Annotated in this window: 19 protein-coding genes; 11 read left to right on the top strand and 8 right to left on the bottom strand. The window is 72.7% G+C overall.

What is annotated here, in order from left to right:
• Positions 1-85: 85 nt before the first annotated feature.
• The gene (locus BIV23_RS04785) at positions 86-511 is read right to left on the bottom strand and encodes a DUF3499 domain-containing protein (protein ID WP_079172952.1); all 426 of its coding nucleotides are present in this window, start codon (positions 509-511) and stop codon (positions 86-88) included.
• A gap of 310 nt (positions 512-821) precedes the next feature.
• Between BIV23_RS04785 and BIV23_RS04780 the strand changes: the two genes are divergently transcribed.
• Entirely contained in the window at positions 822-1,274 is a 453-nt protein-coding gene (locus BIV23_RS04780) for a metallopeptidase family protein (RefSeq protein ID WP_079172951.1), read from the top strand.
• A gap of 112 nt (positions 1,275-1,386) precedes the next feature.
• Here the strand turns inward: BIV23_RS04780 and BIV23_RS04775 are convergent, their stop codons facing one another.
• The 3 genes from BIV23_RS04775 to BIV23_RS04765 all read right to left on the bottom strand — a co-directional run bounded on the left by BIV23_RS04775 (position 1,387) and on the right by BIV23_RS04765 (position 7,145).
• Positions 1,387-2,964 carry a DUF5719 family protein gene (locus BIV23_RS04775; RefSeq protein WP_071379443.1) on the bottom strand — a complete coding sequence of 526 codons (1,578 nt, stop codon included), beginning with the start codon at positions 2,962-2,964 and terminating at the stop codon, positions 1,387-1,389.
• Positions 2,961-6,701 (bottom strand): glycosyltransferase family 2 protein, encoded by a 3,741-nt coding sequence (locus BIV23_RS04770; protein ID WP_079172950.1) that lies wholly within the window; start codon positions 6,699-6,701, stop codon positions 2,961-2,963. The genes BIV23_RS04775 and BIV23_RS04770 overlap by 4 nt, the downstream gene beginning before the upstream one ends.
• 180 nt (positions 6,702-6,881) lie before the next feature.
• On the bottom strand, positions 6,882-7,145 hold the full coding sequence (locus tag BIV23_RS04765) for a WhiB family transcriptional regulator (protein ID WP_003975777.1): 264 nt from the start codon (positions 7,143-7,145) through the stop codon (positions 6,882-6,884).
• A 616-nt stretch (positions 7,146-7,761) separates the two neighbouring features.
• Here BIV23_RS04765 and BIV23_RS04760 point away from each other — a divergent pair.
• The 4 genes from BIV23_RS04760 to BIV23_RS04745 all read left to right on the top strand — a co-directional run bounded on the left by BIV23_RS04760 (position 7,762) and on the right by BIV23_RS04745 (position 11,664).
• Positions 7,762-8,268 (top strand): cysteine dioxygenase, encoded by a 507-nt coding sequence (locus tag BIV23_RS04760; protein ID WP_071379442.1) that lies wholly within the window; start codon positions 7,762-7,764, stop codon positions 8,266-8,268.
• A 34-nt stretch (positions 8,269-8,302) separates the two neighbouring features.
• The gene (gene cofD / locus BIV23_RS04755) at positions 8,303-9,262 is read left to right on the top strand and encodes a 2-phospho-L-lactate transferase (RefSeq protein WP_071379441.1); all 960 of its coding nucleotides are present in this window, start codon (positions 8,303-8,305) and stop codon (positions 9,260-9,262) included.
• On the top strand, positions 9,259-10,575 hold the full coding sequence (locus tag BIV23_RS04750; protein WP_071379440.1) for a coenzyme F420-0:L-glutamate ligase: 1,317 nt from the start codon (positions 9,259-9,261) through the stop codon (positions 10,573-10,575). The genes cofD and BIV23_RS04750 overlap by 4 nt, the downstream gene beginning before the upstream one ends.
• A 99-nt stretch (positions 10,576-10,674) precedes the next feature.
• Positions 10,675-11,664, top strand: a complete 990-nt coding sequence (locus tag BIV23_RS04745) for a DNA-3-methyladenine glycosylase family protein (RefSeq protein ID WP_425443462.1) — start codon at positions 10,675-10,677, stop codon at positions 11,662-11,664.
• A gap of 90 nt (positions 11,665-11,754) precedes the next feature.
• On the opposite strand, the gene manB is transcribed toward BIV23_RS04745, so the two are convergent.
• Positions 11,755-12,837 carry a mannose-1-phosphate guanylyltransferase gene (gene manB / locus BIV23_RS04740; RefSeq protein ID WP_071379438.1) on the bottom strand — a complete coding sequence of 361 codons (1,083 nt, stop codon included), beginning with the start codon at positions 12,835-12,837 and terminating at the stop codon, positions 11,755-11,757.
• Between the two features lie 217 nt (positions 12,838-13,054).
• Positions 13,055-14,434 carry a peptidoglycan recognition protein family protein gene (locus BIV23_RS04735; protein ID WP_245790359.1) on the bottom strand — a complete coding sequence of 460 codons (1,380 nt, stop codon included), beginning with the start codon at positions 14,432-14,434 and terminating at the stop codon, positions 13,055-13,057.
• Positions 14,435-14,562: 128 nt separating this feature from the next.
• On the opposite strand from BIV23_RS04735, the gene BIV23_RS04730 reads away from it, so the two are divergent.
• From BIV23_RS04730 to BIV23_RS04715, 4 genes are all read left to right on the top strand, one after another.
• Complete coding sequence (locus BIV23_RS04730; RefSeq protein WP_071379436.1) at positions 14,563-15,318, top strand: TIGR03089 family protein; 756 nt, start codon at positions 14,563-14,565, stop codon at positions 15,316-15,318.
• A gap of 124 nt (positions 15,319-15,442) precedes the next feature.
• A complete protein-coding gene (locus BIV23_RS04725) occupies positions 15,443-16,621 on the top strand; it encodes an LCP family protein (RefSeq protein ID WP_071379435.1) in 1,179 nt (392 codons plus the stop codon).
• Between the two features lie 230 nt (positions 16,622-16,851).
• Complete coding sequence (locus tag BIV23_RS04720) at positions 16,852-18,621, top strand: LCP family protein (protein ID WP_071379434.1); 1,770 nt, start codon at positions 16,852-16,854, stop codon at positions 18,619-18,621.
• 143 nt (positions 18,622-18,764) lie between these two features.
• Positions 18,765-20,372 carry an LCP family protein gene (locus tag BIV23_RS04715; RefSeq protein WP_071379433.1) on the top strand — a complete coding sequence of 536 codons (1,608 nt, stop codon included), beginning with the start codon at positions 18,765-18,767 and terminating at the stop codon, positions 20,370-20,372.
• Between the two features lie 39 nt (positions 20,373-20,411).
• Here BIV23_RS04715 and BIV23_RS04710 read toward each other — a convergent pair whose 3' ends face one another.
• Positions 20,412-21,440 (bottom strand): glycosyltransferase family 2 protein, encoded by a 1,029-nt coding sequence (locus BIV23_RS04710; RefSeq protein ID WP_071379432.1) that lies wholly within the window; start codon positions 21,438-21,440, stop codon positions 20,412-20,414.
• A gap of 128 nt (positions 21,441-21,568) precedes the next feature.
• Here BIV23_RS04710 and BIV23_RS04705 point away from each other — a divergent pair, with 128 nt between their 5' ends.
• Positions 21,569-23,074: an LCP family protein gene (locus tag BIV23_RS04705; protein ID WP_483883310.1), complete on the top strand. Its 1,506-nt coding sequence runs from the start codon at positions 21,569-21,571 to the stop codon at positions 23,072-23,074.
• Between the two features lie 157 nt (positions 23,075-23,231).
• On the opposite strand, the gene BIV23_RS04700 is transcribed toward BIV23_RS04705, so the two are convergent.
• The gene (locus BIV23_RS04700) at positions 23,232-23,792 is read right to left on the bottom strand and encodes an acyl-CoA thioesterase (protein ID WP_071379430.1); all 561 of its coding nucleotides are present in this window, start codon (positions 23,790-23,792) and stop codon (positions 23,232-23,234) included.
• Positions 23,793-23,910: 118 nt separating this feature from the next.
• Here BIV23_RS04700 and BIV23_RS04695 point away from each other — a divergent pair, with 118 nt between their 5' ends.
• Positions 23,911-25,212 (top strand): LCP family protein, encoded by a 1,302-nt coding sequence (locus BIV23_RS04695; protein WP_177239712.1) that lies wholly within the window; start codon positions 23,911-23,913, stop codon positions 25,210-25,212.
• The last annotated feature ends 47 nt before the right edge of the window (positions 25,213-25,259 follow it).

Raw genomic sequence — 25,259 nt, 5'->3', positions numbered from 1 at the left:
GTGCCCCACAAACTACCCGTCGGGGGTAAGGGGGAGGTGTGCGGACACCCTGCGGAGGCTGAGCCTGCGGGTGGCGGAGGGTTGCTCAGTTGTCCGGGGAGCGCAGGACCCGGAGGTGACCGCGGCGGGCGACCTCCATGGGGTCCGCCGTGCGGCCTCCGCCGCCGGCCGCCTCGGCCGCGCGCTGCTGGGGGCGGGCCGCCTCGCGCACGGCGTTGGCGAGCGCTTCGAGGTCGTCGCCGCTGGGGCGTGCGGGGGCCGAGCCGTCCAGGAGGCGCACGACCTCCCAGCCGCGCGGGGCGGTGAGGCGCTCGGAATGCTCGGCGCACAGGTCGTAGCAGTGGGGTTCGGCGTACGTGGCGAGCGGGCCGAGGACCGCGGTGGAGTCGGCGTAGACGTACGTCAGCGTCGCCACGGCGGGTCGGCCGCAGGCGGTGCGCGAACAGCGACGTACAGGGCTCACGACGTTGGACGGTACCGCACTCTTGAGCGGGCCGCGACGACTCTCCACCAGGTCACTCCACCGTGTCGGGCTGTGAAACGCCCCACACACCCTTTCGTGGAGACCCTGTTGACCTGCGTGGACGAGTTCCCGGCGCGTCGCGGGCGATGTTCGGTCCGGTCATGAGTCGGTACAAACAGCGTCAATTGCCTTGAGCTCGGCGGTCTTGGAAGGTTATGGAAACGCGCCAGACGTTGGCCTGAACGGTCATCCTGTGACATCGGGGGGCTACGGCCGCGGGACGCGGGGTGCCGGGGAGGCCGAGGTTGTCGTGTGGAGCCGGGCGGGGGACGCGGGCGGGGACTACGCTTCACCGGTGATGGACAACCGTGTACCGCCCCGTGCCAGCGGCCCCGGGCCCCGTCGCCGTGATCGTCACGGGCGGGGCATGCGCGGGCCGATCGCACCGCCGCAGGTGCCGCTCTCGGCCAGCCGTGCCGAGGTGTTCGCGGATCTGGTGCAGGACTCCGTGGAGCGGCTCGAACGGCGGTGGCCGCAGCTCGCCGACATCGACTTCCTCGTGCTGGAGGTGCCCCGGCTGGACGCGCGGGGCGATCAGGCGTGGAACGACGAGGCCGTGCCGCTCGGCGGGGTCGTGCCCGCGCGGGACGGGCGGCAGGCGCGGGTCGTCGTGTACCGGCGGCCGGTGGAGATCCGGACCAAGGGGCGCGACGAGCGGGCCGCGCTGGTGCACGAGGTGGTCGTGGAGCAGGTGGCCGAGCTGCTGGGGCTGACCCCGGAGACCGTGGATCCCCGGTACGGGGAGGACTAGGCGCCGGGGGCGGGTGCCCCCCGGGGAGCCGGTGCGGCCGGACAGGGTCTCCCCACCCTCGGGCGCCGTCGCCCCGGCCCGTCCGCTCCCGCCGCTCCCCGCTCTCCCGCCGCTACTTCTGCAGCACCCCCAGGTCCTGCGTCGTCTGCGGTACGGCCACCGTTCCGCGGTCGTTCGGGAGGGTCTGGATGGTGAAGCCGGGGACTCCGCCCTCGGTGGCGGTGAGGGTGCGGGAGGCGTAGACCGGGCCGCCCGAGGTCGTTTCCACGGTGAGGGCGTAGGTGCCCTGGAGGCCCGAGGGGACCGGGGCCGCGACGTTCTGGGTCGTGCCGGACCTGATCGTGAAGGTCTTCGTCGTCGCCGTGCCGCCGTCGCTGCCCGCCGAGGCGGTGACCTTGACCGTGGCCGTGGCGGTCGGCGCGGTCAGGGACAGGGTCGAGCCCTTGGTGCTGTTGTCGGCGGCGGTCGCGCGCGCGCCGACCGGGGCCGTGGCCGGGATGAAGGCCGTCTCCTGCTTGTCGCCCTTGCCGCGCACGACCTGGAGCGCCGCCACGATCGGGACCGACTGGTCCGTCGGGGTCAGGATCAGGGACCCCGCCTCGCCCCGGGTGACGGGTCCGAGGTCGGCCGCGGTCGTCATGCCGGACTTCACGTGCACGGTCTCGTTGCCGGCCGGGGTGATCAGGCCGCCGGACGTGGCCAGGCGGACCTTGAGGTCGGCGTCGTTGCCGCCGGGGGCGAAGGTGATCAGCCGGACGTCGGTGGCGTCCGCGGGGATGCCGGGCAGGACCAGGTCGGGCGCCGGGTCGGCGGCCGCCGCCAGCCAGTCGCCGCCCGCCTTGGCGTCCAGGGCCTGTACGGCCGCGCCGACCCGGCCGCTGCGCACGCTGACGTGCACGGTCAGGTCGGACTGCTGCTCGTCGGTGAGCGTGGACAGCAGGATCGGCTTGCTCGCGTGCGGCGGGACGGTGAGGTTCTCGCCGAGCGGGGACTTGACCGCGCCGTTCTTGTCGTACAGCTCGATGTCGACGACGGCGGCGGAGTCGTCGGGGTTGGTCAGGTGCACGTAGTCGGTGCGGCTCGCGGCCGTGCTGGCGCCCGGGAACCAGAACTCGGTGTCCGCGGGCGTGCAGTTGACGCCCTGGAGGCCGCGGCCGGTGCCGGCGGCGACCTCGGTGGTCTCCTGCACGGTCCAGCCGGGCGCGAACCTGCCGTCGGCGGTGCCGATGAGCGCGGACCCGTCGGCGCCCGAGACGTCGCCGGTGGCCGGGGTGCCGGGGGCCTTGGGGGTGAGCACCGGCTTGTCCGCCGTCGTGCTCCCGCTCTTGGACCCCTTGGAGTCCTTGCCCGTCTTCGAGCCCTGCGATCCCTTGGAGCCCTTGCCCGGTGTGGAGCCGCCCGACGCGGAGCCGCCCGTGCCGTCCGCCGACTGCTGGTCGGCCGCCTGGAGTTGGGCCTTGCCGCTGCTCGCCGTGGACTGGGTGACGGGCGTGAACGAGGTGTACGACGTGTCGGCGATGTCCGAGATGCTCGGTGCCGGGCACAGCAGGCTCGTACGCTCCACCGGGAGACTGGCCGCCGCCTTCGGCGCGGTGGCGCCGGACGCGGACGGGCCGTCGAGGGCGGCGAACGCGGTGACGGCGGCCAGCGCGGTGGCGCCGGCGATCAGGGACAGGGTCGTGCGGTTCACTGCTGGCTCCCGTCGGGGCGCTCGCTGCCGGTGCCGTGGGGGTGCTGGGCCGGGTCGTAGCCCTGCTGGGCGGGGTCGTACGCCGGGTCGTAGCCCTGCTGGTAGGCCGTCGGGTCGTACGGCATCTGGTGGGCCGTGCCGCCGTAGGCGTACGGGTCGTACTGGCCGTTCTGGTACGGGTCGTGGGCGTAGCCCTGCTGGTCGTAGCCGTGCGTCTGGTACGGGTCGGCGGGCTGGTACTGATCCGTCGCGTAGCCGTAGCCGGCGTTCGCGTAGGAGGACTGGTCCCAGTCGTCGTAGGGCTGCTGCTGGGGCACGGCGGCGGGGGCCGGGGGAACGTCCGGCATCGCGGGCGCGGCGGTCTGCTCCTGCGCCGGATCACCGGTCTGTTCGCCGGCCGGTTCGGCCGCCTGCTCCGCGGCCTGTTCCGCGGCCTGTTCCTCGGCCTGGGCGCGCAGGCGGCGGGCGCGGCGGCCCTCGCCCGTCGGGACCTGGGCCGGAAGGGGTTCCGCCTCGGGCAGGTCGTCGTCGACGTCGCGGCGGCGGCCGGGCAGAGCGAGGACGACCAGGACGACGGCGAGCGCGCCCTGGGCCCACAGCCAGGCGGTGTGGGTGATCGGGTCGTCGTAGACGACATCGAGCCTGCCGCCGTTCGCGGGCAGTTGGAAGCCCTGGGCCCAGCCGTCGACGGTGGTGCGGGTGAGCGGCTTGCCGTCCAGGGTGGCCGTCCAGCCGGCGGAGGCGGTGTCGGCGAGGCGCAGGACGCGGCCGTCCGCGCCGGACGGGACGGTCGTGTGGATCTCCACCGGTCCGGCGCTGACCGGCTGGGCGGTGCCCGAGCCGCCGGCGGGGACGATGGCGGCGCGGGAGACCTCCTGGTCGACGCGCCACAGGGCGCTGCCGCTCTGCTGGCTGAGCCGGGACAGGCCGGGCGTGGCGTCGAGGACGCGGGTGAAGTCGCGGGGCGCGCCCTTGTGGACGAGGACGTAGCGCACGGCGAAGCCGCCGAGTTCGTCGGCCTGGTCGGCGCCGGAGCCGGCGACGAGGTTGGCGACGATCTTGTCCAGCCGGCTGTTCGTGCCTTCGGCGGCGCCGAGTTCGGCGTCTCCCATGCGGGCGCCGGAGCCGCGGACCAGGGCGTAGCGCACGCGCGCGGTGGAGTCGCTGTCGAGGATCAGGGTGCGGGCCTGGTCGCCGGTGGTGGCGTCCTCGGCGACGAACGCGGGCACCTGGGTGGGGTCCTGGCGCTTCACGGGGCCGTCGGCGCCGCCGATCACCCAGCCGGCGGCGACGAGCAGCGGGCCCACGGCACAGGCGAAGGCGATCAGGGCGGCGACCGGCTGGCGCCAGCCGAAGCTCTGCTCGGCCACGCGTGCGCGTGCGCCGTCGGCGCCGAGGGCGGCGGCGGCCAGCAGGGCGATGCCGTAGACGAGGGTGGCCGGTCCGGCCCAGGCGGACCTGTTGGACAGCACGGCGAAGACGAGGGCGACCAGGGCGACGGCCCAGGCGGTGCGGATGCCCAGCTGTCGCTCGGAGCGCAGGAGGGCGGCGAGCGCGGCGAGGACGATGCCGATGAGCATCAGTCCGTGCACGGTGCCCGCGCCGCCGGGGCTGGCGCCGAGCAGGTCGAGCGCGGAGGCGGTCGACGCGCCGTAGTCCAGGCCGGCTTCCGTGAAGAAGCCGGCCGGCAGGAGGGTCAGCGACCAGGGGGCGAGGACCAGCAGCGGGGTGCCGAGCTGGGCGAGGAAGCGCAAGGCCTGGGCGACGGGGTCGCTGCGGCGCAGCGCCAGCACGCCGAGGCCGAGGAGCAGCGCGACGGGCCACACGATCGGCGTGAAGGCCGTGGCGATGGTCAGCAGCAGCGCGTACGCCCAGGTGGCGCGCCAACTGCCGCGCGCGCCGGAGCGGTTCGCGAGGCCGCTCGCGGCGATGCCCGCGCGCGCGATGAGCGGCAGCAGCACGGCGAGGACGGTGGTGCCGATGCGGCCGCCGGCCAGGGCGCCGGTGGTGGCGGGCAGGAAGGCGTAGACGACGGCGGCCCACGCGCGCAGCAGCCGGGAGGTGACGAGCGGCCGGGAGGCGAAGTAGGCGGTGAAGCCGGCGAGCGGCACCGCGGCGATCAGCAGGACGGTGACCGCGAGTCCGGTGGAGCCGAACAGGAGCGTGCCGAGGGCCGCGAGAATTCCGAGGTAGGGCGGTGCGGACGGAGAGCCGCCCGCGCCCACCGGGTGCCAGGAGTCGGCGAAGCGGGACCACAGCTCACCGGGGCCGGCCGGGGCGGGCAGCAGGGCGCCGCCCGCGAGCGCACCGCTGCCGAGCAGGGCGCGGCAGGCGGCGAGGGAGATCAGCAGCAGGGCCAGGAAGAGCACCGGGCCGGGGTTGCGGGCGATGCGCTTGAGCCGGGCGAACTGCTCTATCTCCAGGAAGTCGGCGTCGTCGCCGCCGGGGCCGGACTCCATGGCGCCGCCGTGCCGGCCCGCCGAGGACGTCTCGCTGTCCCGGCCGCTGGAGAAGTTGCCCGCGATCTGCTCGACGGTGGCACGGATGGTGGCGCCGGGTGGTGGCAGGAGCTGGCGCAGCTCGCCCTTGTCGAGCTGTGAGGAGCCGCGGCGGCGCCGGGCGGCGATGATCCGCTCGGGGCGCAGCAGCACGCCGAGCAGGCCGCGGATCTCGTCGACGGCCTGGCCCGGGACCTTGCCGACGAGGTAGGCGACGGTGCGCAGGACGGTGCCGAGGACGAGCCGGAGCAGGACCCAGGGCAGCGCGCCCGTGCGGGTGTTGGCGAGCAGGGTGTAGACGGCACCGGCCTTGTCGACCTTGTGCGGGGAGGCGCTGGTGCGGCCCGCGCAGTCGACGGCGCGGCGCTCGCGGGCGGCGGCCTCGGCGTGCCGGACGACGGCGTCGGGGGCGATCAGGACGCGGTGGCCGGCGCTGTGGGCGCGCCAGCACAGGTCGACGTCGTCGCGCATGAGGGGCAGGCGGCGGTCGAAGCCGCCGAGCTGTTCGAAGACGTCGCGGCGGACGAGCATGCCGGCGGAGGACACGGACAGCACGGTGCGGACGTGGTCGTGCTGCCCCTGGTCCTGTTCGCGGCGGTCCAGGCCGGTCCAGCGGCGGCCGGAGTTGGCGATGGAGACGCCGACCTCCAGCAGCTGCCGGCGGTCGTACCAGCCGCGCAGCTTGGGGCCGACGACGGCCACGTCGGCGCGGCCCAGCTCCTGTTCGTTCTCGACGACGCGCAGCATCTCGGCGAGGGCGTCGGGTTCGGGGGCGCAGTCGTCGTGTAGCAGCCAGAGCCACTGGACGGGCTCGCCGTGCGGGAGTTCGGGCAGGTCGTAGGCGTCGTCGCGCCACGAGCGGGTGACCGGGTCCCAGCCGCTGGGACGTTTGAGATACGGCAGCTCTTCCGGGGTGAGGACCGGGGCGGTGCGGCTCGCCTCCTCCACGGCCTGGCCGAAGCCGGTGCGGCGGGCCAGGTGCAGGACGTTGGCGTCGCCGAGGGCTTCGGTGAGCAGCCGGGCGGAGTCGTCCGCGCTGCCGGTGTCGGCCGCGACCGCGTGCTGGACGGGGCGCTCCTGGCCGAGCAGGCCGGCGAGGGCGTCGGGCAGCCAGCGGGCACCGTCGTGGGCGACGAGGACCGCGGTGACGACGTGACGCGGGAACTCGGGCGGGCGGGACGGGTCAAAACCCGCCGTGGCGGCCGGGTCTTGGGCTGCCGTATGGCTGTGCACGGACATCGAGGTACGGGCCCCGGTTCGATGGACTGCGGTGGATGCCCGTGCCTCCTCGTGCGTCGAGGGGACAGCGGGCGTCTCGGACGAGCGACCACACTATCGGCTGACCACGACAACGGCCCGCCGCCTGTGGATAACCCACATGCGACGGGCCGTTCGTGACGTTTTGGTGTGGATGTGTGGTCAGACGGCGGCCTTCTTCAGGCGGCGGCGCTCCCGCTCGGACAGACCGCCCCAGATACCGAAGCGCTCGTCGTTGGCGAGGGCGTACTCGAGGCATTCGGAGCGGACCTCGCAGGCGAGGCAGACCTTCTTCGCCTCTCTGGTGGAGCCGCCCTTCTCGGGGAAGAAGGACTCGGGGTCGGTCTGGGCGCACAGCGCGCGCTCCTGCCAGCCGAGTTCCTCGTCCGCGTCGTCGACCAGCAGTTGCTGCACCAGCTCGGTCATGTGCGCCCCTCGTCTGTCTTTCGCGTCCCCGTGCGTCAGCCGTTACCGATTTCGGCTGAACGACACGAGTGAAATTACAAGTGTGCTGCTCCGGGCGAGTCAAGCCGAGATCTGCTATTGGGCCCGTTATTCACTCTGCGGAACCAAGGCCGTGCGGAAAGTGTTCAAATCGCCATAAACCATGACGCGCAGGCGAGGGCTCCGGAGGTGGTCGAACCTCGTACAGACCTCTGACAGATCTCTGTACGGAGAAAGACGGCTCCGCGTTCGATCGAGTTGCACGAGGTTTGAGCGTCCGGTTGTGGCGCATGTGTCCGGCTACCAGGATGAGCAAACCTTTCACCTGACAGATGAACCGGATGAGGTGAAGCGTGTCCCACATGTCGGGCGTCGAGTTGACAGCACAGGTGTGAACCGCTGTCCTAGGGGGCATGCTCGCGCACTCGGCACTCACCTCGACCCGCACCGCCGGGTCCCATGGTGCTGCCCGGGCGCGCTGTAGCTGTTGTTGCTGTTCCAGCTGTTGAGCCACACCCCGCTCCGGCTGTCGGCCGTGTCCTTTGCGACGCGGTTCCCGTTCCCTCTGACCTTCCTTCACCGAGGAACCAGCGCACCCATGAACAGCGACAACGACCTCCAGATCGCCGGCGACATCCTCGAGGTCCCGCACCTGCTCCAGCCGCCGCGTGAGCACCCGGCCACCGTCGCCGAGTTCGTCGGCCTCGCGCGCGCGATCGCCGCCGACCGCTCCCAGTGGGCCCACCTCGTCCGCTACGACGCGACGACGCGCTGGTACCACCGGCTGCGCACCGGGCCCGGCTACGAGGTGTGGCTGCTGAGCTGGGTGCCCGGACAGGGCAGCGGCCTGCACGGCCACGGCCGCTCCTCCGGTGTCCTCACCGTCCTGGAGGGCGCCCTCACCGAGCGCACCGAACGCGGCACGCGCGCGCTGGCGGCGGGCGCCCAGCGCGTGTTCGCGCCGGGGTACGTCCACGAGGTCGTCAACGACACCCTGGAGCCGGCGGTCAGTCTGCACGTCTACCACCCGGGCCTGACCGAGATGCCCATGCACACGTCCCCGCACTGCGAGGCGCGCACCGAGCCGCGTCCGGTGACTGCCTGACGCGTTGTCGTACCCGCCTGCGACACTTGGCCGCATGCGCATTGTGGTTCTGGCAGGCGGCATCGGCGGTGCCCGTTTCCTGCGTGGTCTGAAGCGGGCCGTACCGGACGCGGAGATCACGGTGATCGGCAACACCGGCGACGACATCCATCTCTTCGGGCTGAAGGTCTGCCCGGACCTCGACACGGTGATGTACACACTGGGCGGCGGTATCAACGAGGAGCAGGGCTGGGGGCGGACCGACGAGACCTTCCGGGTCAAGGAGGAGCTGGCGGCCTACGGCGTCGGGCCCGAGTGGTTCGGCCTCGGCGACCGGGACTTCGCCACGCACATCGTGCGGACGCAGATGCTCGGCGCCGGCTATCCGCTCAGCGCGGTCACCGAGGCGCTGTGCGACCGCTGGCAGCCGGGCGTGAAGCTGATCCCGATGACCGACGACCGCGTGGAGACCCACGTGGCGGTCGAGGTCGACGGCGAGCGCAGGGCGGTCCACTTCCAGGAGTACTGGGTGCGGCTGCGCGCCGAGGTCCCGGCGGAGGCGATCGTGCCCGTCGGCGCCGAGCAGTCCAAGCCGGCGCCCGGCGTCCTGGAGGCCATCGCCGCGGCGGACGTCATCCTCTTCCCGCCGTCCAACCCGGTCGTGTCCGTCGGCACGATCCTGGCCGTGCCCGGCATCCGGGAGGCCATCGCGGAGGCGGGCGTGCCCGTGGTGGGGCTGTCCCCCATCGTCGGGGACGCGCCCGTGCGCGGGATGGCCGACAAGGTGCTCGCCGCGGTCGGCGTGGAGTCCACGGCCGCCGCGGTCGCCGAGCACTACGGCTCCGGACTGCTGGACGGCTGGCTGGTCGACACCGTGGACGCGGGCGCCGTCGAGCGGGTCGAGGCGGACGGCATCCGCTGCCGGGCCGTGCCGCTGATGATGACCGACGTCGACGCGGCCGCGCAGATGGCGCGCGAGGCGCTGGCGCTGGCCGAGGAGGTGCGGGGAGCGTGACCGAGGACCGCCCGCAGGGCCCGCAGTACACGGTCCGGGCCCTGTCCGGCATCCCCGAGGTGCAGCCGGGCGACGACCTCGCCAAGCTCATCGCCGCCGCCGAGCCGGGCCTGGTGGACGGGGACGTGCTGCTCGTCACCTCCAAGATCGTCTCCAAGGCCGAGGGCCGGATCACGGAGGCCGCCGACCGGGAGGCGGCGATCGACGCCGAGACGGTCCGGGTGGTGGCCCGCCGCGGCGCGCTGCGCATCGTGGAGAACCGGCAGGGCCTGGTCATGGCCGCGGCCGGGGTCGACGCCTCCAACACCCCCGCGGGCACGGTGCTGTTGCTCCCCGAGGACCCGGACGCCTCCGCGCGCGCGATCCGCGACGGGCTGCGCGCCACGCTCGGCGTCGACGTGGGCGTGGTCGTCACCGACACCTTCGGGCGGCCCTGGCGCTCGGGGCTCACGGACGTGGCGATCGGCGCGGCCGGCGTGCGCGTGCTGGACGATCTGCGCGGCGGCACGGACGCGTACGGCAATCCGCTCAGCGCGACGGTCGTGGCCACGGCGGACGAACTGGCGGCGGCGGGAGACCTGGTCAAGGGCAAGGCGTCCGGGCGGCCGGTCGCCGTCGTCCGCGGTCTGCCGCACGTCGTCGGCGGGGAGCCGGAGGAGGGCGCGCGGGCGCTGGTGCGGACCGCGCGGGACGACATGTTCCGGCTCGGCACCTCCGAGGCGGTCCGCGAGGCGGTCACCCAGCGGCGCACGGTCCGGGCCTTCACCGACGAGCCCGTGGACCCCGGCGCGGTCCGGCGCGCGGTGGCCGCCGCGGTGACGGCACCGGCGCCGCACCACACGACGCCGTGGCGGTTCGTGCTGCTGGAGTCGCCGGAGTCGCGGCTGCGGCTGCTGGACGCGATGCGGGAGGCCTGGATCGCCGACCTGCGCGGGGACGGCAAGAGCGAGGAGTCCATAGCGAAGCGGGTGCGCCGGGGCGACGTGCTGCGGGGCGCGCCTTATCTGGTGGTGCCGTGTCTCGTCATGGACGGCTCGCACCACTACGGGGACGCGCGGCGGGACGGCGCCGAGCGGGAGATGTTCGTCGTCGCGGCGGGCGCGGGCGTGCAGAACTTCCTGGTCGCGCTCGCCGGGGAGCGGCTGGGCTCGGCGTGGGTGTCGTCCACGCTGTTCTGCCGGGACGTGGTGCGCGAGACGCTCGGGCTGCCGGCGGACTGGGATCCGATGGGCGCGGTGGCGGTCGGGCATCCGGCGGCGGAGCCGGGACCGCGGCCGGAGCGGGACCCTGGGGCGTTCATCGAGGTGCGGTGAGCCGGAAGCCGGAAGGTGCCGGGCGGGAAAGTCCCGTACGGCTCCTTCCCGCACCGCCTACGCTCGTAGCACGACACCGGCTCTCCTAGGACCTCACTCGTGGCAGGACGTTTCCCTCAGCGGCCCACACCCCCTCTCGGCCCGATACCGCGGCAGGCGGTGCCGTCGGAGCGGGCGCGGGTGCGGCGGTGGACGCCGCAGGGGCCGCTGGATCTCGGGCTGGTGCTCGGACCGCTGCGGCGCGGGCCCGCCGATCCCACGTTCCGGGCCACGCCGGACGGATCCGTGTGGCGGGCCTGCCGTACGCCCGCCGGGCCGGGCACGCTGCGGGTGCGGGCGCACGCCGGAGAGGTGCTCGGCGAAGCATGGGGGCCGGGGGCCCAGTGGCTGCTGGACGGGCTGCCCGAACTGCTGGGCGCGGCCGACGACCCGGAGGCGTTCGTGCCCCGGCACCGGGTGGTGGCGCTGGCGCGGCACCGGCGGCCGGGGCTGCGGCTGACCCGGACCGGGCTGGTGCTGGAGTCGTTGATCCCGTCGGTGCTGGAGCAGAAGGTCACGACCGACGAGGCGTACCGGGCCTGGCGGTTGCTGGTGCGCAGGTTCGGGGAGCCGGCGCCGGGACCCGCCGGGGTGTCCGAGCGGCCGATGCGGGTGATGCCGACGGCGCGGACCTGGGCGCTGATCCCTTCCTGGGAATGGCACCGGGCGGGCGTCGACGACAAGCGGGCGTCGACGATCCTGCGGTCCGTACGGGTCGCCGCGCGGCTGGAGCAGGCGGTGGGGATGCCGGCCGACGAGGCGCGGGCCCGGCTGGAGGTCGTGCCGGGCGTGGGGCCGTGGACGTCGGCGGAGGTCGTGCAGCGCAGTCACGGGGCGGCGGACGCGGTGACGGTCGGGGATCTGCATCTGCCGGGGATCGTGGGGTGGGCGCTGGCCGGGGACCGTCATGCCGACGACGCCGGGATGCTGCGCCTGCTGGAGCCGTATGCCGGGCAGCGGCACCGGGCGGCCCGGCTGATCCTGCTGAGCGGGCAGGTGCCGGCCCGGCGGGCGCCGAAGATGCCTCGGGTGGACATCGGGCTGTTGTGAGCGTGCCCGCAGCCGTGGGGCCCGGGGAGTGATCCCCGGGCCCCACGTCACTGCCGGCCCGAACCGCCGGCCCGGACTACCGTCCTGTCCCTACTGGTCCGAGGAGAACCGCACCGCGCCCGCCGGGATACGGGCGTCGCACCACACCCGGACTCCCTCGCGCAGTTCGTTGTCGGGGCCGACGATCGCGCCGTCGCCGACGACCGTGCCGGTGAGCACGGAGCGCTCGCCGACGCGGGCCTTGGTGCCGATCAGGGAGTCGGTGATGACCGCGCCCGGTTCGATGACCGCACCGGGCAGGATCGTCGAGCCGAAGACACGGGCGCCCTCGGCCACGAACGCGCCCTCGCCCACCACCGTGCCGCCGGTCAGTTTGGCGTCCGGCGCCACCGTGGCCGTCGGCAGGACGAGGCGGTCGCCGCAGCGGCCCGGGACGGCCGGGGACGGCGCACGCCCCAGGACCAGGTCGGCCGAGCCGCGCACGAAGGCCGCCGGGGTGCCGAGGTCCAGCCAGTACGTGGAGTCGACCATGCCCTGGAGGTGGGCTCCGGCCGCGAGGAGGTCCGGGAACGTCTCGCGCTCCACCGAGACCGGGCGGCCCAGCGGGATCGAGTCGATGACCGAGCGGCGGAAGACGTACGCCCCCGCGTTGATCTGGTCGGTGACGATCTCCTCGGGGGTCTGCGGCTTCTCCAGGAAGGCCAGCACCCTGCCGGTCTCGTCGGTCGGGACCAGGCCGTAGGCGCGCGGGTCCGTCACCTTCGTCAGGTGCAGGGAGACGTCCGCGCCCGTCGAGCGGTGGGTGTCGACCAGGGCCCTGATGTCCAGGCCCGTCAGGATGTCACCGTTGAAGATCAGGACCGGTTCGTCGGGCCCGGAGTGCAGACGCGAGGCGACGTTGCGGATGGCGCCGCCGGTGCCGAGGGGTTCCTCCTCCGTCACGTACTCGATGCTCAGTCCGAGGGCGGAGCCGTCGCCGAAGTACGGCTCGAAGACCTCGGCCAGATAGCTGGTGGCGAGGACGATGTGGTCCACACCGGCTGCCTTGGCCCGCGCCAGCTGATGGGTGAGGAACGGTACGCCGGCGGCCGGAACCATGGGCTTGGGCGTGTGCACCGTCAGTGGACGCAGCCGGGTGCCTTTGCCGCCGACCAGGAGGATCGCTTCTGTCACCTGTCGTCTCTGCTTTCTTCCTGCCGGGACCGGTCGAACTACTCGTTACTACTCGTTTCGGCTTCGGCCGGTCAGTGTATGCAGACCGTAGCGACGGCGCCCTTGACGACCGCGCGGTTTTCCACGAGATCGGTAATAGAACGGTGTGAGACCGGCGCGCCCCCGTCGACGGCGGTGAACGCGAGCCTCGTTCACCGCGCCCGTGACGGCGGCCCGTTCAGCGTCCCTGGTAGTCGGCGGCGGCGGAACGAGCCGCTCCGAGCCTGGCATAGAGCGCCGCGCCGGGGCAGTCGGTGGCGAACCCGTCCCGGTGTCCGGAAACCACGTTCAGCTGCACGTTCTTACCCTTCCGGTAGAGGTTGCCTCCGCCCGACGTGAGATATGTCCTGCCCTGTGGATCGGCGCCGTTCAGCCCGAGCTTCCACGCGGTCAGCCGGGCGAGCGCCGTGACCACCGCGTCGGCCGGCTCCGTCTCGGTGTACGTGCCGATCACGGCGATGCCCATGCTGTCGCTGTTGAACCCGAGGGTGTGCGCGCCGAGCACCGCCTTCGCCACGCCCCCGGCCCGGCCCTCGTAGACGGTTCCGCACTTGTCGACGAGGAAGTTGTAGCCGATGTCCCGCCAGCCCATGCTCTTGACGTGGTAGCGGTAGATACTGCGGATGACGGAGGGGGTCTGGGAGCAGCTGTACTGGTTGCCCGAGCCCGTGTGGTGCACGAAGGCCGCCCTGACCGTCTTCGTGTAGCCGAACCCGGGTTCGCGCAGTGATTCGTCCGCGCCCCAGCCCAGGCGGGTGACGATCCGCGGGCGCGCCCCGATGTACGACGCCGTCCGCGCCGGGCCCTTGAGGCGGGTGAGTTCCCGCTCGGTGGCCGCCTTGTCGAGCTCCGGGATCTCCAGGGCGCCGAAGCCGGCGACGTCGGTGTTGGCGGCGGACGCCGCGCGCGCCGCCGCCGTGTCCGCACCGGTGTGGGGCGCGTCGGCCGGTGCGCCAGGCGGCGTTCCGTCGTCCCCCGGGTCGACGAGCTCCAGCCGCAGCCCGGAGGGCAACGGGACCGAGGTGCGCGCTCCGGCCGACCTGGTGCCGTCGGGCAGTCGGACGGACGCCGCGCGGACCCGTACGTCCACCCCCTCGGAGGCCCCCACCCACAACGGCGCGGTCGCCCCGCGCACCCGGGGCGAGGCGGCCTCCGCCGTGCCCGGGTCGGGGCCGTGCCCCGCGTTGTGCGTCTCGACGTCCTGCCAGCCGGACCAGGCCCCCGTGCCGGCGGCCCGGGTGCGCACCTGGATCCGGCCGCGCAGCTCGGCGCCGGGGTCGTCCCACACGACTCCCAGCAGCGAGAAGCGCTCGCCGTCGGCCCGGTACACCCCCTGCTCCGGGGCGGCGCCGAGGCCGCGCGCGCGGGTGAGGGGGGCGAGGGGCAGCGAGCGGGTGCTCCCCGGGATGCCGCCGGTCACGGGCGCGGCGGGCACGGCGGTCACCGTGGTCGCGGGCAGGGACAGGGAGGAGAGCGCGAGGACGGTGGCGATCAAGGGCGCGCCGAGGGAACGGAAGGAACCGGAGGAACCCAGGGAAGGGGAAAAGAATCCACGCATGGTTACGATCTTGAACATAATCAGACATATCTGTCCACACGTGATCTGACGGACCGTCGGACATGTTCCGCCGAACCGGTGGCACGGGCACGCACCGCCCGTGATCGCCCGCGCGTACCCTTTCCCGGGTGAACGCCACCGATCGCACCCCTGCCGACCTGCTGGCTTCCGCGCTCGCCGCGGACCCCGGCCGCCCGCTGGTGACCTTCTACGACGACGCCACGGGCGAACGTGTCGAACTGTCCGTGGCCACGTTCGCCAACTGGGTGGCCAAGACCGCGAACCTCCTTCAGGGCGAACTCTCCGTCGAGCCCGGCGACCGGGTCGCGCTGCTGCTGCCCGCGCACTGGCAGACGGCGGTGTGGCTGCTGGCCTGTGCCTCGGTGGGGGCCCTCGCCGACGTGGGCGGGGAGCCGTCCGCGGCCGACGTGGTGGTCAGCGGGCCGGACTCGCTGGACGCGGCGCGGGCGTGCCGGGGCGAGCGGATCGCCCTCGCGCTGCGGCCGCTGGGCGGGCGTTTCCCGCAGCCGCCGGACGGGTTCCTCGACTACGCCGTGGAGGTGCCCGGGCAGGGGGACCGGTTCGTGCCGTTCGCCCCGGTGGACGCGGACGCACCGGCGCTGATCGTCGCCGGCGCGGAGTTCAGCGCGGCGGAGGTCGTGCAGAAGGCGGTCGCCGACGCGGCGGAGCTGGAGCTGACGGGGCCGGGTTCGCGGCTGCTGTCGGGGCTGCCGTACGACACCTGGGAGGGGCTGAGCGCGGGGCTGTTCTCGCCGCTCGCCTCCGGTGGGTCCGTGGTGCTCTGCCGGCATCCGGACCGGCTGGGCGAGGAGGCCCTCGCCCAGCGGATCGAGAGCGAGCGGGTGACCGCGGTACGTCGGTAGGCGTCGGCGTCAGGCGCCGCTCTCCCCCGCTCGGGCTAGCTGAGGGCGCCGCCCGCCGCCATCCCGGCCATCGTCGAGAGAGCAGCACGTGACGCTCGTACGCCGATGAGGGGGGTGCCCGCCCGTGACCGACACCGCACGCGGGGCCCTCGGTCCCGGGCTCGGGGCCTCGGCGGTCGGGGACGGGCCGGCGCGGCGGCGTCGGCGGTGGGCGCGGCGGGCGGCGCTCGGGCTGGCCGCGTCCGTCGCGGCGGCCGGCGGCGGCGGCTGGCTCCTCTACGCCACCCTCAGCGCCAACATCACCGCGGACGACGCGGCCGCCCGGGAACTCGCCCGGTACGAGCGGGAGCGCCCCACCGCGCTGGTGAAGGGCGCGCAGAACATCCTGCTGATCGGCTCCGACACCCGGTCCGGGGACGGCAACGCGCGCTACGGGCGGGATCTGGGCAGCGAGCGCTCGGACACCACGATCCTGCTGCACCTGGCCGCGAACCGGCGCAGCGCCACCGCCGTGTCGCTGCCGAGGGACCTGATGGTGGACGTCCCCCGCTGTCTGCGGACGGACGGCAGCCGCAGCGCGCCGGTGTTCACGATGTTCAACAGCGCCTACGCGGTGGGGGGTTCGGCCTGTTCGATCCGTACCGTCGAGAAGCTGACGGGCGTCCGGATCGACCATCACGTGGTCGTGGACTTCAGCGGGTTCAAGGAGATGGTGGACGCCGTCGACGGGGTGCGGGTCTGCGTGAAGGAGCCCATCCACGACAAGGCCGCCGAGCTGACGCTGCCCGCGGGGCAGGTCATGCTGAACGGCGAGCAGGCGCTCGGCTACGTGCGGGCCCGCGAGTCGCTGGGCGACGGCAGCGACACCGAACGGATGGAACGGCAGCAGCAGTTCCTCGGCGCACTCGTCGACAAGATGCAGAGCAGCGACGTCCTGCTGAATCCGGTGAAGCTGTATCCGGTGCTGGACGCGGCGACCTCTTCACTGACCACCGATCCGGAACTGGCCAGTCTGCGCGGCTTGTACCAATTGGTGCGAGGGCTGCGCAACATTCCCATCAAACAGGTGCAGTTCCTGACGGTACCGAGGAAGTCGTACGTCCACGACGCCAACCGTGACCAACTCGTGGAGCCGGAGGCCGGGAAACTGTTCGCGCGGCTGCGCGCCGATCAGCCCGTGGCGGTGACCCGGACGGCGCCCGCACAGGCCGCACTGCCCGGCGGGGACACGGGCTCCCGGGGCGTCCCCTCCCCCGCGCCGACCTTCCGCGGCAGTACGGCCGCCGAGCACGGCTGCACATGAGGCGCACACCGGCGCGCCCGAATTCCGTTCAGAATATGAGGGGGATTGCCCAGTTGTAGGGAGGGCGAATTCGTCACCGGCGTCGCTCGACGCCGAACTGGGCGGATAGTGTGAGCGCTCCGGTGCACCCGGCGCGAGGTCAGACCTGGAGCCGTGCACCGATTCACCGAGACCCGAGCGCCTTTGAGGGGGAAGGCGCCGCGTGGCCCCGACGGAGGATTCGGACAACCGTGGACGCGCAAGGCCGTGGGCGGGCGGACAACATCGATCCCGCCGACCAGTGGGTACTCAATCCGAATACCGGCGAATACGAACTGCGACTGGGTCCTTCCGCAGCGCAGTCGCAGGTGCCCTCTCCGCGCAGACCGGCCGGCCAGGAGGGCGGCGGTGCGCGGCGCCGCCGCAACGACATGGCCGCCGGGGAGACCCGGGAGATGAGCCGGGTGGACGGCGCCGAGGTGCCCCGGCCGCGCTCGGCCCGGCGCCGGGGCGGCGAGCCGGAGGCCCCGCAGGGGCGACGCGCCGCGCGGCGGCCGGTGAAGAAGAACGGGAAGAAGACGTCGAAGGCCAGGAAGGTCCTCGCGTGGACCGCGGGCGGCACCGCGTTCGTGCTGGTCGCGGCGGGTACCGCCGGCTATCTCTATCTCCGGCACCTCGAAGGCAACATCAGCTCGACCGACGTCGGCGACGCGGGCTCCAAGGGCTTCAGCAAGGACGAGGCCTTCAACCTCCTGGTCATCGGCACCGACAAGCGCACCGGCAAGGGCAACGAGGGCTACGGCGACAAGGGCAGCGTCGGGCACGCGGACACCGACATCCTGCTGCACGTGTCCAAGGACCGGACGAACGCCACCGCGCTGAGCATCCCGCGCGACCTGATCGTCAACGTCCCGGACTGCCCGACGAAGCAGCCGGACGGCAGCAGCAAGGTGATCCCCGGCACGGAGAACGTACGCTTCAACACGAGCCTCGGGCAGGACGGCCGCGACGCGGGCTGCACCATGCGCACCGTCGAGGAGGTCACCGGCATCCACGTGGACCACTTCATGATGGCCGACTTCAACGCGGTGAAGACCCTGTCGACCGCGGTGGGCGGCGTCGAGGTGTGCGTCGCGCACCCGGTGAACGACAAGGAGTCCCATCTGAGGCTGCCCGCGGGCAAGTCGGTGGTGGAGGGCGAGCAGGCCCTCGCCTTCGTACGCACCCGGCACAGCTTCGGCAACCAGGGCGACCTGGACCGCATCAAGGTCCAGCAGCAGTTCCTGGGTTCGCTGATGCGCAAGATGTCCTCCAGCGACACCCTCACCAACCCCTCCAAGCTGCTGGACCTGGCCGAGGCGGCGACCAAGGCGCTGACCGTCGACACCGGCATCGACAAGATCGGCACGCTCAAGGACATGGCGCTGGAGCTGAAGAAGGTGCCGCCGAAGAACATCACCTTCACCACGGTGCCGGTGATAGACAACCCGGCCGAGAAGGTGCACGCGACCGTCGTCGTCAACCAGTCGACGGCGCCCGCGGTCTTCCAGGCGATCCAGAACGACGTCTCCTTCACCGAGGTGAAGAAGAAGCAGAAGGCGGCGAAGGACGCCCAGGCGGCCCAGCTCAAGGGCAGCAGGTCCGCGCCGTCGGACGTGCGGGTGCGGATCCTCAACGGCGGTGCCCAGCCGGGCAGCGCGCAGGAGGAGCTGTCCTGGCTGCAGACCGACAAGGGCGTGCTGAAGTCGGAGAACGCGGGCAACGCACCGGCCGAGGTGAAGAACACCACGCTGGAGTACGCCCCCGACCAGGCCGCCCAGGCACGGGAGCTGGCCGCGCTGATGGGGCTGCCCGGCTCGGCGCTCGTCCCCGGCAAGAGCGTGATCAACTCCCAGGGCCTGCCGGCGATGACGCTGACCCTCGGCAAGGACTTCAAGGGGGCCGGTGTCTCGCTCACCGCTCCGCAGAAGGCGCCGAAGGTCGACGGGTCGACGGCCGACGAGGCCAAGTGCGCTTCATAGGTAACCCTTCGGGCCCGTCGTGCGTCTAACCCGACGCGGGACGGGCCCGTTTTCGTGACCACGGGTGGGGCGCAAGGGTGGGGAGGGCAGGAAGTTTGGCGCAGAGTGATGTGCGAGGGCAGGAACCTGCGGTCGGCGACGCGATGGCGCCCGCCGCGCAGGACCGGACGGACCCGGAAGGGTCCCGGCACGGCGGAGGGCGGCGCAGAGAGGGTTCCGGAACCGGGCGGCCACGGCGCAGACGCCGTGCCCTGCGGTGGTCGGCGACCGTACTGGCGGTGGTGATACTCGGCACCGCGGGCGCCGGTTACCTGTACTACGAGCACCTGAACGCGAACATCCGCAAGGGCCGGCGCAGCAGCGGCGACTCCGCGGCGCACAAGACCGCGCCGAACGCGGCCGGGCAGACCCCGCTGAACATCCTGCTGATCGGCTCGGACAGCCGTAACTCGGCCGAGGACCTGAGACTCGGCGGCAGCAGGGACAGCGTCGGCGGTCCCCCGAACGCGGACGTGCAGATGCTCATCCACCTCTCCGCGGACCGCAAGAGCGCCGCCATGGTGAGCATCCCCCGGGACACCCGCGTCGACATCCCCAAGTGCACGGACCCCGACACCGGCAAGGTCTATCCGCCGACGAACGACATCATCAACACCACGCTGGCCCGGGGCGGGGCCGGCTGCACGCTGTCCACCTGGGAGAAGCTCACCGGGGTCTACATCGACCACTGGATGACGATCGACTTCTCCGGCGTGGTGCGGATGGCGGACGCCATCGGCGGCGTCGACGTGTGCGTGAAGCAGAACGTGTGGGACCACCCGACCCCGGCCCAGCGCGGCGGCTCCGGGCTGAAGCTGACGGCCGGGACGCACAAGGTCCAGGGCGAGCAGGCGCTGCAGTGGCTGCGCACCCGGCACGCCTGGGGCAGCGACCTGATGCGGGCCCGCGCCCAGCACATGTACCTGAACTCGATGATGCGCACGCTGCGCAAGCAGAACGTCTTCACCGACTCCGGGCGCCTGATGGACCTGGCCGACGCGGCCACCAAGTCCCTGAAGGTCTCCGAAGAGATCGGCACGGTCAAGAAGCTGTACGACCTGGGCATGGAGATGAAGTCGGTGCCGTCGGACCGGATCACGTCGGTGACGATGCCCAACATCGAGGATCCGCAGGACGGTTCACATGTCCTGCCGGACGCGGCGAACGCCGACAAGCTGTGGCAGATGCTCCGCGACGACGTGCCGCTCGACAAGAACGGCGCCGCGTCCGGCTCGAAGAAGCAGACGCCGGACCGACCGCACGACTCCGGGAAGACGGCCAAGGCCCCCTCGACGGACCCGGCCCGGCTCGGCGTGCTGGTGCAGAACGCCACCCAGAGCTCGACCCAGGCGGCGGTGCCGGGCCGGGCGGGGGCGATCAGCCAGGCGCTCGCGCAGCAGGGCTACGCGCGGGCGGCGGCGGACACCTCCGTGACCCAGTCCGCGGACCGGACGGTCGTGCAGTACCCGAGCGCGGACCTGGCGGGTGACGCCCAGGCCGTGGCCAAGGCGCTGGGCGTTCCGGCGAGTTCGGTGCAGCAGTCGACCGGGGTGTCCGGGGTCACGGTCGTCGTCGGCGCGGACTGGCGCACCGGTGCGTCGTACCCCAGGCAGTCGAAGCCGAAGGCCGGGGACATCCCCGACAACGCCGACGCCGTCAACGGCTCGGACACGTCGCAGTGCATGGACGTGTACAAGCCGTATCAGTGGTAGCGGAAGGGCCCCTGCCGAAGAGGGGCCCTGTTCGCCGGCTCAGTGCGGGCTGAGGACCGCCGGCCGCCGGGACGCGATGACCTTCTTCGCCAGCGACCTCGGGCTGGTCAGGAAGCCCCAGCCCCACGACATGTGCATGGTGGCGAGGGCCACGGGGATCTGCAGGCGGGCCTTCAGGGGCAGGCCCCTGCCCGCCGGGACGGAGCCCGCGGCGATCGCCGCGAGGTAGCCGCCGGGAACGACGAAACCCCACGGGGTGAGCAGGACGCCGGCCACGACGCCCGCCGCGATCGCGCACACCGCGGCCGGCGGGGCGAGGTAGCGCAGGTTGATCGAGCCGGAGTGGTACCGCGCGACGACGTGCCGCCAACGGCCGTAGTCCTTGTACTGCTTGGCCAGCGCCCGCACGGAGGGCCGCGGCCGGTACGACACCTTCAGCTCCGGCGAGAACCAGATCAGGCCGCCGGCCTCCCGTATCCGGAAGTTCAGCTCCCAGTCCTGGGCGCGGATGAACTCCTCGTTGTAACCGCCCTGCCGCTCCAGCGCCTCGCGGCGGAAGACGCCGAGGTAGACCGTCTCGGCGGGGGCGGCCTCGCCGCCCGTGTGGAAGGCGGCGTTCCCGACCCCGATCTTCGAGGTCATGGCGGCCGCGACCGCGTGCTCCCAGTCGTTCTCGCCCTCGGCGTGCATGATGCCGCCGACGTTCTGCGCGCCGGTCTCCTCCAGGAGCCGGACGGCGGTGGCGATGTAGTTCGCCGAGAGGATGCCGTGGCCGTCGACGCGGACCACGACCGGATGCCGGGAGGCCTTGATCGCCGCGTTCAGCGCCGCGGGCGTGCGGCCGGTGGGGTTCGGGACGGTGTGCACGCGCGCGTCTTCGGCCACGAGCCGGGCCGCAATCTCGTCCGTGCGGTCCGTGGACGGACCGAGGGCGATGACGACCTCCATCTCGCCGGCGTACTCCTGCGCGAGGATCGCTTGGACGGCCCCGCGCAGATGCCGCTCCTCGTTGAGGACGGGCATGATCACGGAGACAGCGGGGAGCCGCACGTCGGACTTGGCGTTCATAGGGGGCTCACGTTACCGCGAACGGGGGACACCTTTGCGCGCCGCAGGGACGGAGGACCGGGCTGGAGATCGTATCGGCCTACCGTGCTCACGGATCCCACGTACGGCCTCGCCCGGAGGTGCCCCCTTTGGCCAGCCCGCCCCGGTCCCCCGCGCCTCCGCAGCGCCGACCGCAGCCGCCCCGCCGTGTGCCGCGCCCGCCCGTACGGCCGGTGAGATCCCTGCGCACGCCCCGCCGGCCGCGTTGGGCCATGCGGGCGCTGTGCACGCTGTCCGTGGTGGTGCTGGCCTCGGCCGGGATCGGGCACGCGGTGATCAGCAGCCTGGACGCGGGCATCGCGCGGGTCGACGCGTTCAAGGACATGAAGAACCGGCCCCGGGCGGGCCACGGCATGAACGTGCTGCTGGTCGGCACCGACGGCCGCGACAAGATCACCGAGCGGGAGCGGCGGGCGTTCCGGCTCGGCGGGGCACCCTGCCACTGCACGGACACGATGATGATCGTGCACATCTCGGAGAACCGGGACCGGGCCACCGTGGTGAGCCTGCCGCGCGACTCCTACGCCGAGCTGCCCGCCCGTACCGACCCGGGCACCGGGCAGCAGCACCCGGCGCACCCGATCAGGCTGAACGCCGCCTACTCCGAGGGCGGCCCCCAGCTGACCGTCCGCGCGGTCGAGAACATGACCCATGTGAAGATCGACCACTATCTGGAGGTCGACTTCACCAGCTTCATGAAGACCGTGGACGTCCTCGGCGGGGTGAAGATCTGCACGCCGGCCCCGCTGAAGGACACGTACAGCGGGCTCGACCTCGCGGCCGGCACGCACACCCTCAAGGGCGGCCAGGCGCTGCAGTACGTGCGGGCCCGGCACGTCGACGGCACCAGCGACCTGGGGCGGATGAGGCGGCAGCAGCGGTTCCTGGCCTCGCTGATCGAGAAGGCCGCCTCGTCGGGGGTGCTGCTGAACCCGATGCGGTTCCGGGACGTGGCCCGTGCGGTGCTCGGCTCGGTCCGCGCCGACGAGACCTTCGGCACGGACGAGCTGCTCGACCTCGCCCGGGCCATGCGGGACTTCTCGCCCTCCTCCTCCGAATTCGTCACCGTGCCCATCGGGCAGATGAACTACGAGGTCAGGGGCATCGGCTCGACCCTGAAGTGGGACCAGGCGAAGGCCGACCAGCTGTTCACGTCCCTGCGCGACGACAAGCCGCTCACCACGGACCCGCCGCGGCACGACGGCCCGGCACCGGCCCCGGTGACCTCGGTGGACGTGGATCCGCGGCAGATCCGGGTCCAGGTGGCGAACGGCTCGGCCACCCTGGGACTGGCCAAGCGGGTGGACGCGGCACTGGCGGCGACGGGCTTCGCCACGACCCGTCAGCCGGTGACGGCCCCGGCGCACGTCCCGCACTCGGTCATCTCCTACGACCCCCACTGGGACCGTTCCGCCCGCGCCCTCGCCGCGGCCATGCCGGGCGCCGAGCTGCGGGCCGTGCCGGGGCAGGGGCCGCTGCTGAGGCTGACGGTCGCGGCGGACTTCAAGGACGTGCACAAGGTGCGCTTCGAGGACCCGGGCCAGCCGGCCCCGCGCGCGGTGCGCGGCAGCGACGTGGTGTGCCCGGGGTCGTAGGCGTGACCGAGCGGGTCCGGCGAAGTCCGGTGCGGTTCGGCGGCGACCCGAAGGAGCGCGGGGCTGCATCGGTACGCGGCTCCGCCGCGTGGGCGCGACCGGCCGCGACAGCCCCGCGGACGGCCGACGGCACGGTGCGGCACCTCCAGCGGAGCGCTCAGTCCTCGAACCCCTCGGCGGCGCGCCGCTCGCGCAGTTCCCTGATCGCCCGGCGGCGGGCCAGCCGGTGCGTGCGGCGGATCTGGGCCTCCTGGTACCGGCGCCGGTCGCGGTCGGTCTCCGGGACCACCGCGGGCACCCGGCGCGGCTTGCCGTCGGCGTCGACGGCCGCGAAGACCAGGTAGGCCGAGCCGACCTGGGTGGCCGGGGCCGACTCGTTCCAGCGCTCGGCGAGGACCCGGACGCCGACCTCCATGGAGGTCCGGCCGGTCCAGTTGACCTGGGCCTTCACATGGACCAGGTCGCCGACGCGGACCGGCTCCAGGAAGGCCATCTCGTCCATGGACGCGGTGACGGCGGGACCGCCGGAGTGCCGGCCCGCCACCGCGCCCGCCGCGTCGTCGACCAGCTTCATGATCACGCCGCCGTGCACCGTGCCCAGAAGGTTGGTGTCGTTGTGGGTCATGATGTGGCTGAGAGTGGTGCGTGAGGCGGACGTCGGCTTGCCCGGTATTTCCGGTTCCATGTCCCGTTCCGCGTCCGTGGCCTGGTCTGTCATGCCGTCCACCTTATGCCGATGCGACTTTCGCGGAATTTGTGTCGGCTTCGCAACAGCGCCGCTCCTATTTTCCGACAGCCCTTGTACGGCGCATGTCCGCGCCCTGCACACTGGGCCCATGAATGACTGGCCCGAGGGATGGTCCGACGACAACCGCGGCCCGCGTTACGGGCGCGGCAGCTCCGACGCACAGCCGGAGGGCGCCCAGGTGATGCGCCAGGTGCGGCGCGGCCCGGCGACACCGCCCGGGCAGCGCTCGGCGTACGGCAACCGCGGCCCGGCCGCCCCGCCGTACGGGGCCGGCGTCCCGCAGCAGCCGTCGTACGACGACGGTTACGGCGAGTACGACAGCGGCTACAACACGGGCCAGGTGTACGGCGGCCCCGGCGGACGCGGGCCGGACGGGCCGGACGGCGTGCCGCCCCGGGGGGCGCGTCCCGCGCCGAACTGGCGGCGGCGGATCAAGTGGACCGTGATCACGCTGGCGACGGTGCTGGTCGTCACATCGGTCGCGACCTACTTCTGGGCCGACTCCAAGCTGCGCCGCGAGGTCGACCTGTCCCAGGTGATCGACCGGCCGGCGGCGGGCTCGGGCACGAACTACCTGATCGTCGGCTCGGACAGCCGCGAGGGCATGTCCAAGGCGGACGAGCAGAAGCTGCACACCGGCTCCGCCGAGGGCAAGCGCACGGACTCGATGATGATCCTGCACGTCGGCGACAACGGCGACACACTGGTCTCGCTGCCGCGCGACTCGAACGTGACCGTCCCCTCGTACAAGGGCTCCACGTCCGGGAAGGTCTACCCGGCGCAGGGCCGCCAGGAGAAGCTCAACGCGACCTACGCCGAGGACGGGCCGACCCTGCTGGTCCGCACGATCGAGGCGAACACGGGTCTGCACATCGACCACTACGTGGAGATCGGGTTCCAGGGCTTCGCGAACATCGTGGACGCGGTCGGCGGTGTCGAGATCAACATCGACAAGGGCTTCTCGGACAAATGGTCCGGCGCGAACTTCAAGGCGGGCAAGCAGACGCTGAACGGCGCACAGGCCCTCGCCTTCGTCCGCACCCGGCACGCCTTCGCCGCGAGCGACCTCCAGCGCACGAAGAACCAGCAGAAGTTCCTGTCGGCACTGGCCCACCAGGTGGCGACGCCTTCCACGGTCCTGAACCCCTTCACGTTCTACCCGGTGATGGGCGCGGGCCTCGACTCGCTGATCGTCGACAAGGACATGGGCCTGTGGGACCTGGCCTCGATGTTCTGGGCGATGAAGGGGGTCCAGGGCGGTGACGGCACGTCCCTGAACATGCCGATCTCCGGCTCGGTCGGCGGCAACCTCGTCTGGGACAAGACCAAGGTGAAGACGCTGGTGGACGAGCTGAACAACGACCAGAAGGTCACCGTCTCCGGCAACTAGAACGGTCCGCGCACGCGGCCGAGGACGCCCTCACGGACGCCCTCGGC

It is taken from the genome of Streptomyces monashensis (assembly GCF_001866665.1).
Taxonomy (GTDB): Bacteria; Actinomycetota; Actinomycetes; order Streptomycetales; family Streptomycetaceae; genus Streptomyces; species Streptomyces monashensis.
The sequence above is the reverse complement of the archived record's forward strand: the minus strand, read 5'-3'. Positions and strand labels throughout refer to the sequence as shown.

Bases quoted from the DNA above. Each gene is read 5' to 3' on its own strand.
- BIV23_RS04765 (WP_003975777.1), bottom strand. From the start codon at position 7,145: ATGACCGAGCTGGTGCAGCAACTGCTGGTCGACGACGCGGACGAGGAA.
- BIV23_RS04695 (WP_177239712.1), top strand. From the start codon at position 23,911: ATGAATGACTGGCCCGAGGGATGGTCCGACGACAACCGCGGCCCGCGT.
- BIV23_RS04710 (WP_071379432.1), bottom strand. From the start codon at position 21,440: ATGAACGCCAAGTCCGACGTGCGGCTCCCCGCTGTCTCCGTGATCATG.
- BIV23_RS04715 (WP_071379433.1), top strand. From the start codon at position 18,765: ATGGCGCCCGCCGCGCAGGACCGGACGGACCCGGAAGGGTCCCGGCAC.
- BIV23_RS04760 (WP_071379442.1), top strand. From the start codon at position 7,762: ATGAACAGCGACAACGACCTCCAGATCGCCGGCGACATCCTCGAGGTC.
- cofD (WP_071379441.1), top strand. From the start codon at position 8,303: ATGCGCATTGTGGTTCTGGCAGGCGGCATCGGCGGTGCCCGTTTCCTG.
- BIV23_RS04700 (WP_071379430.1), bottom strand. From the start codon at position 23,792: ATGACAGACCAGGCCACGGACGCGGAACGGGACATGGAACCGGAAATA.
- BIV23_RS04735 (WP_245790359.1), bottom strand. From the start codon at position 14,434: ATGCGTGGATTCTTTTCCCCTTCCCTGGGTTCCTCCGGTTCCTTCCGT.
- BIV23_RS04770 (WP_079172950.1), bottom strand. From the start codon at position 6,701: ATGTCCGTGCACAGCCATACGGCAGCCCAAGACCCGGCCGCCACGGCG.
- BIV23_RS04780 (WP_079172951.1), top strand. From the start codon at position 822: ATGGACAACCGTGTACCGCCCCGTGCCAGCGGCCCCGGGCCCCGTCGC.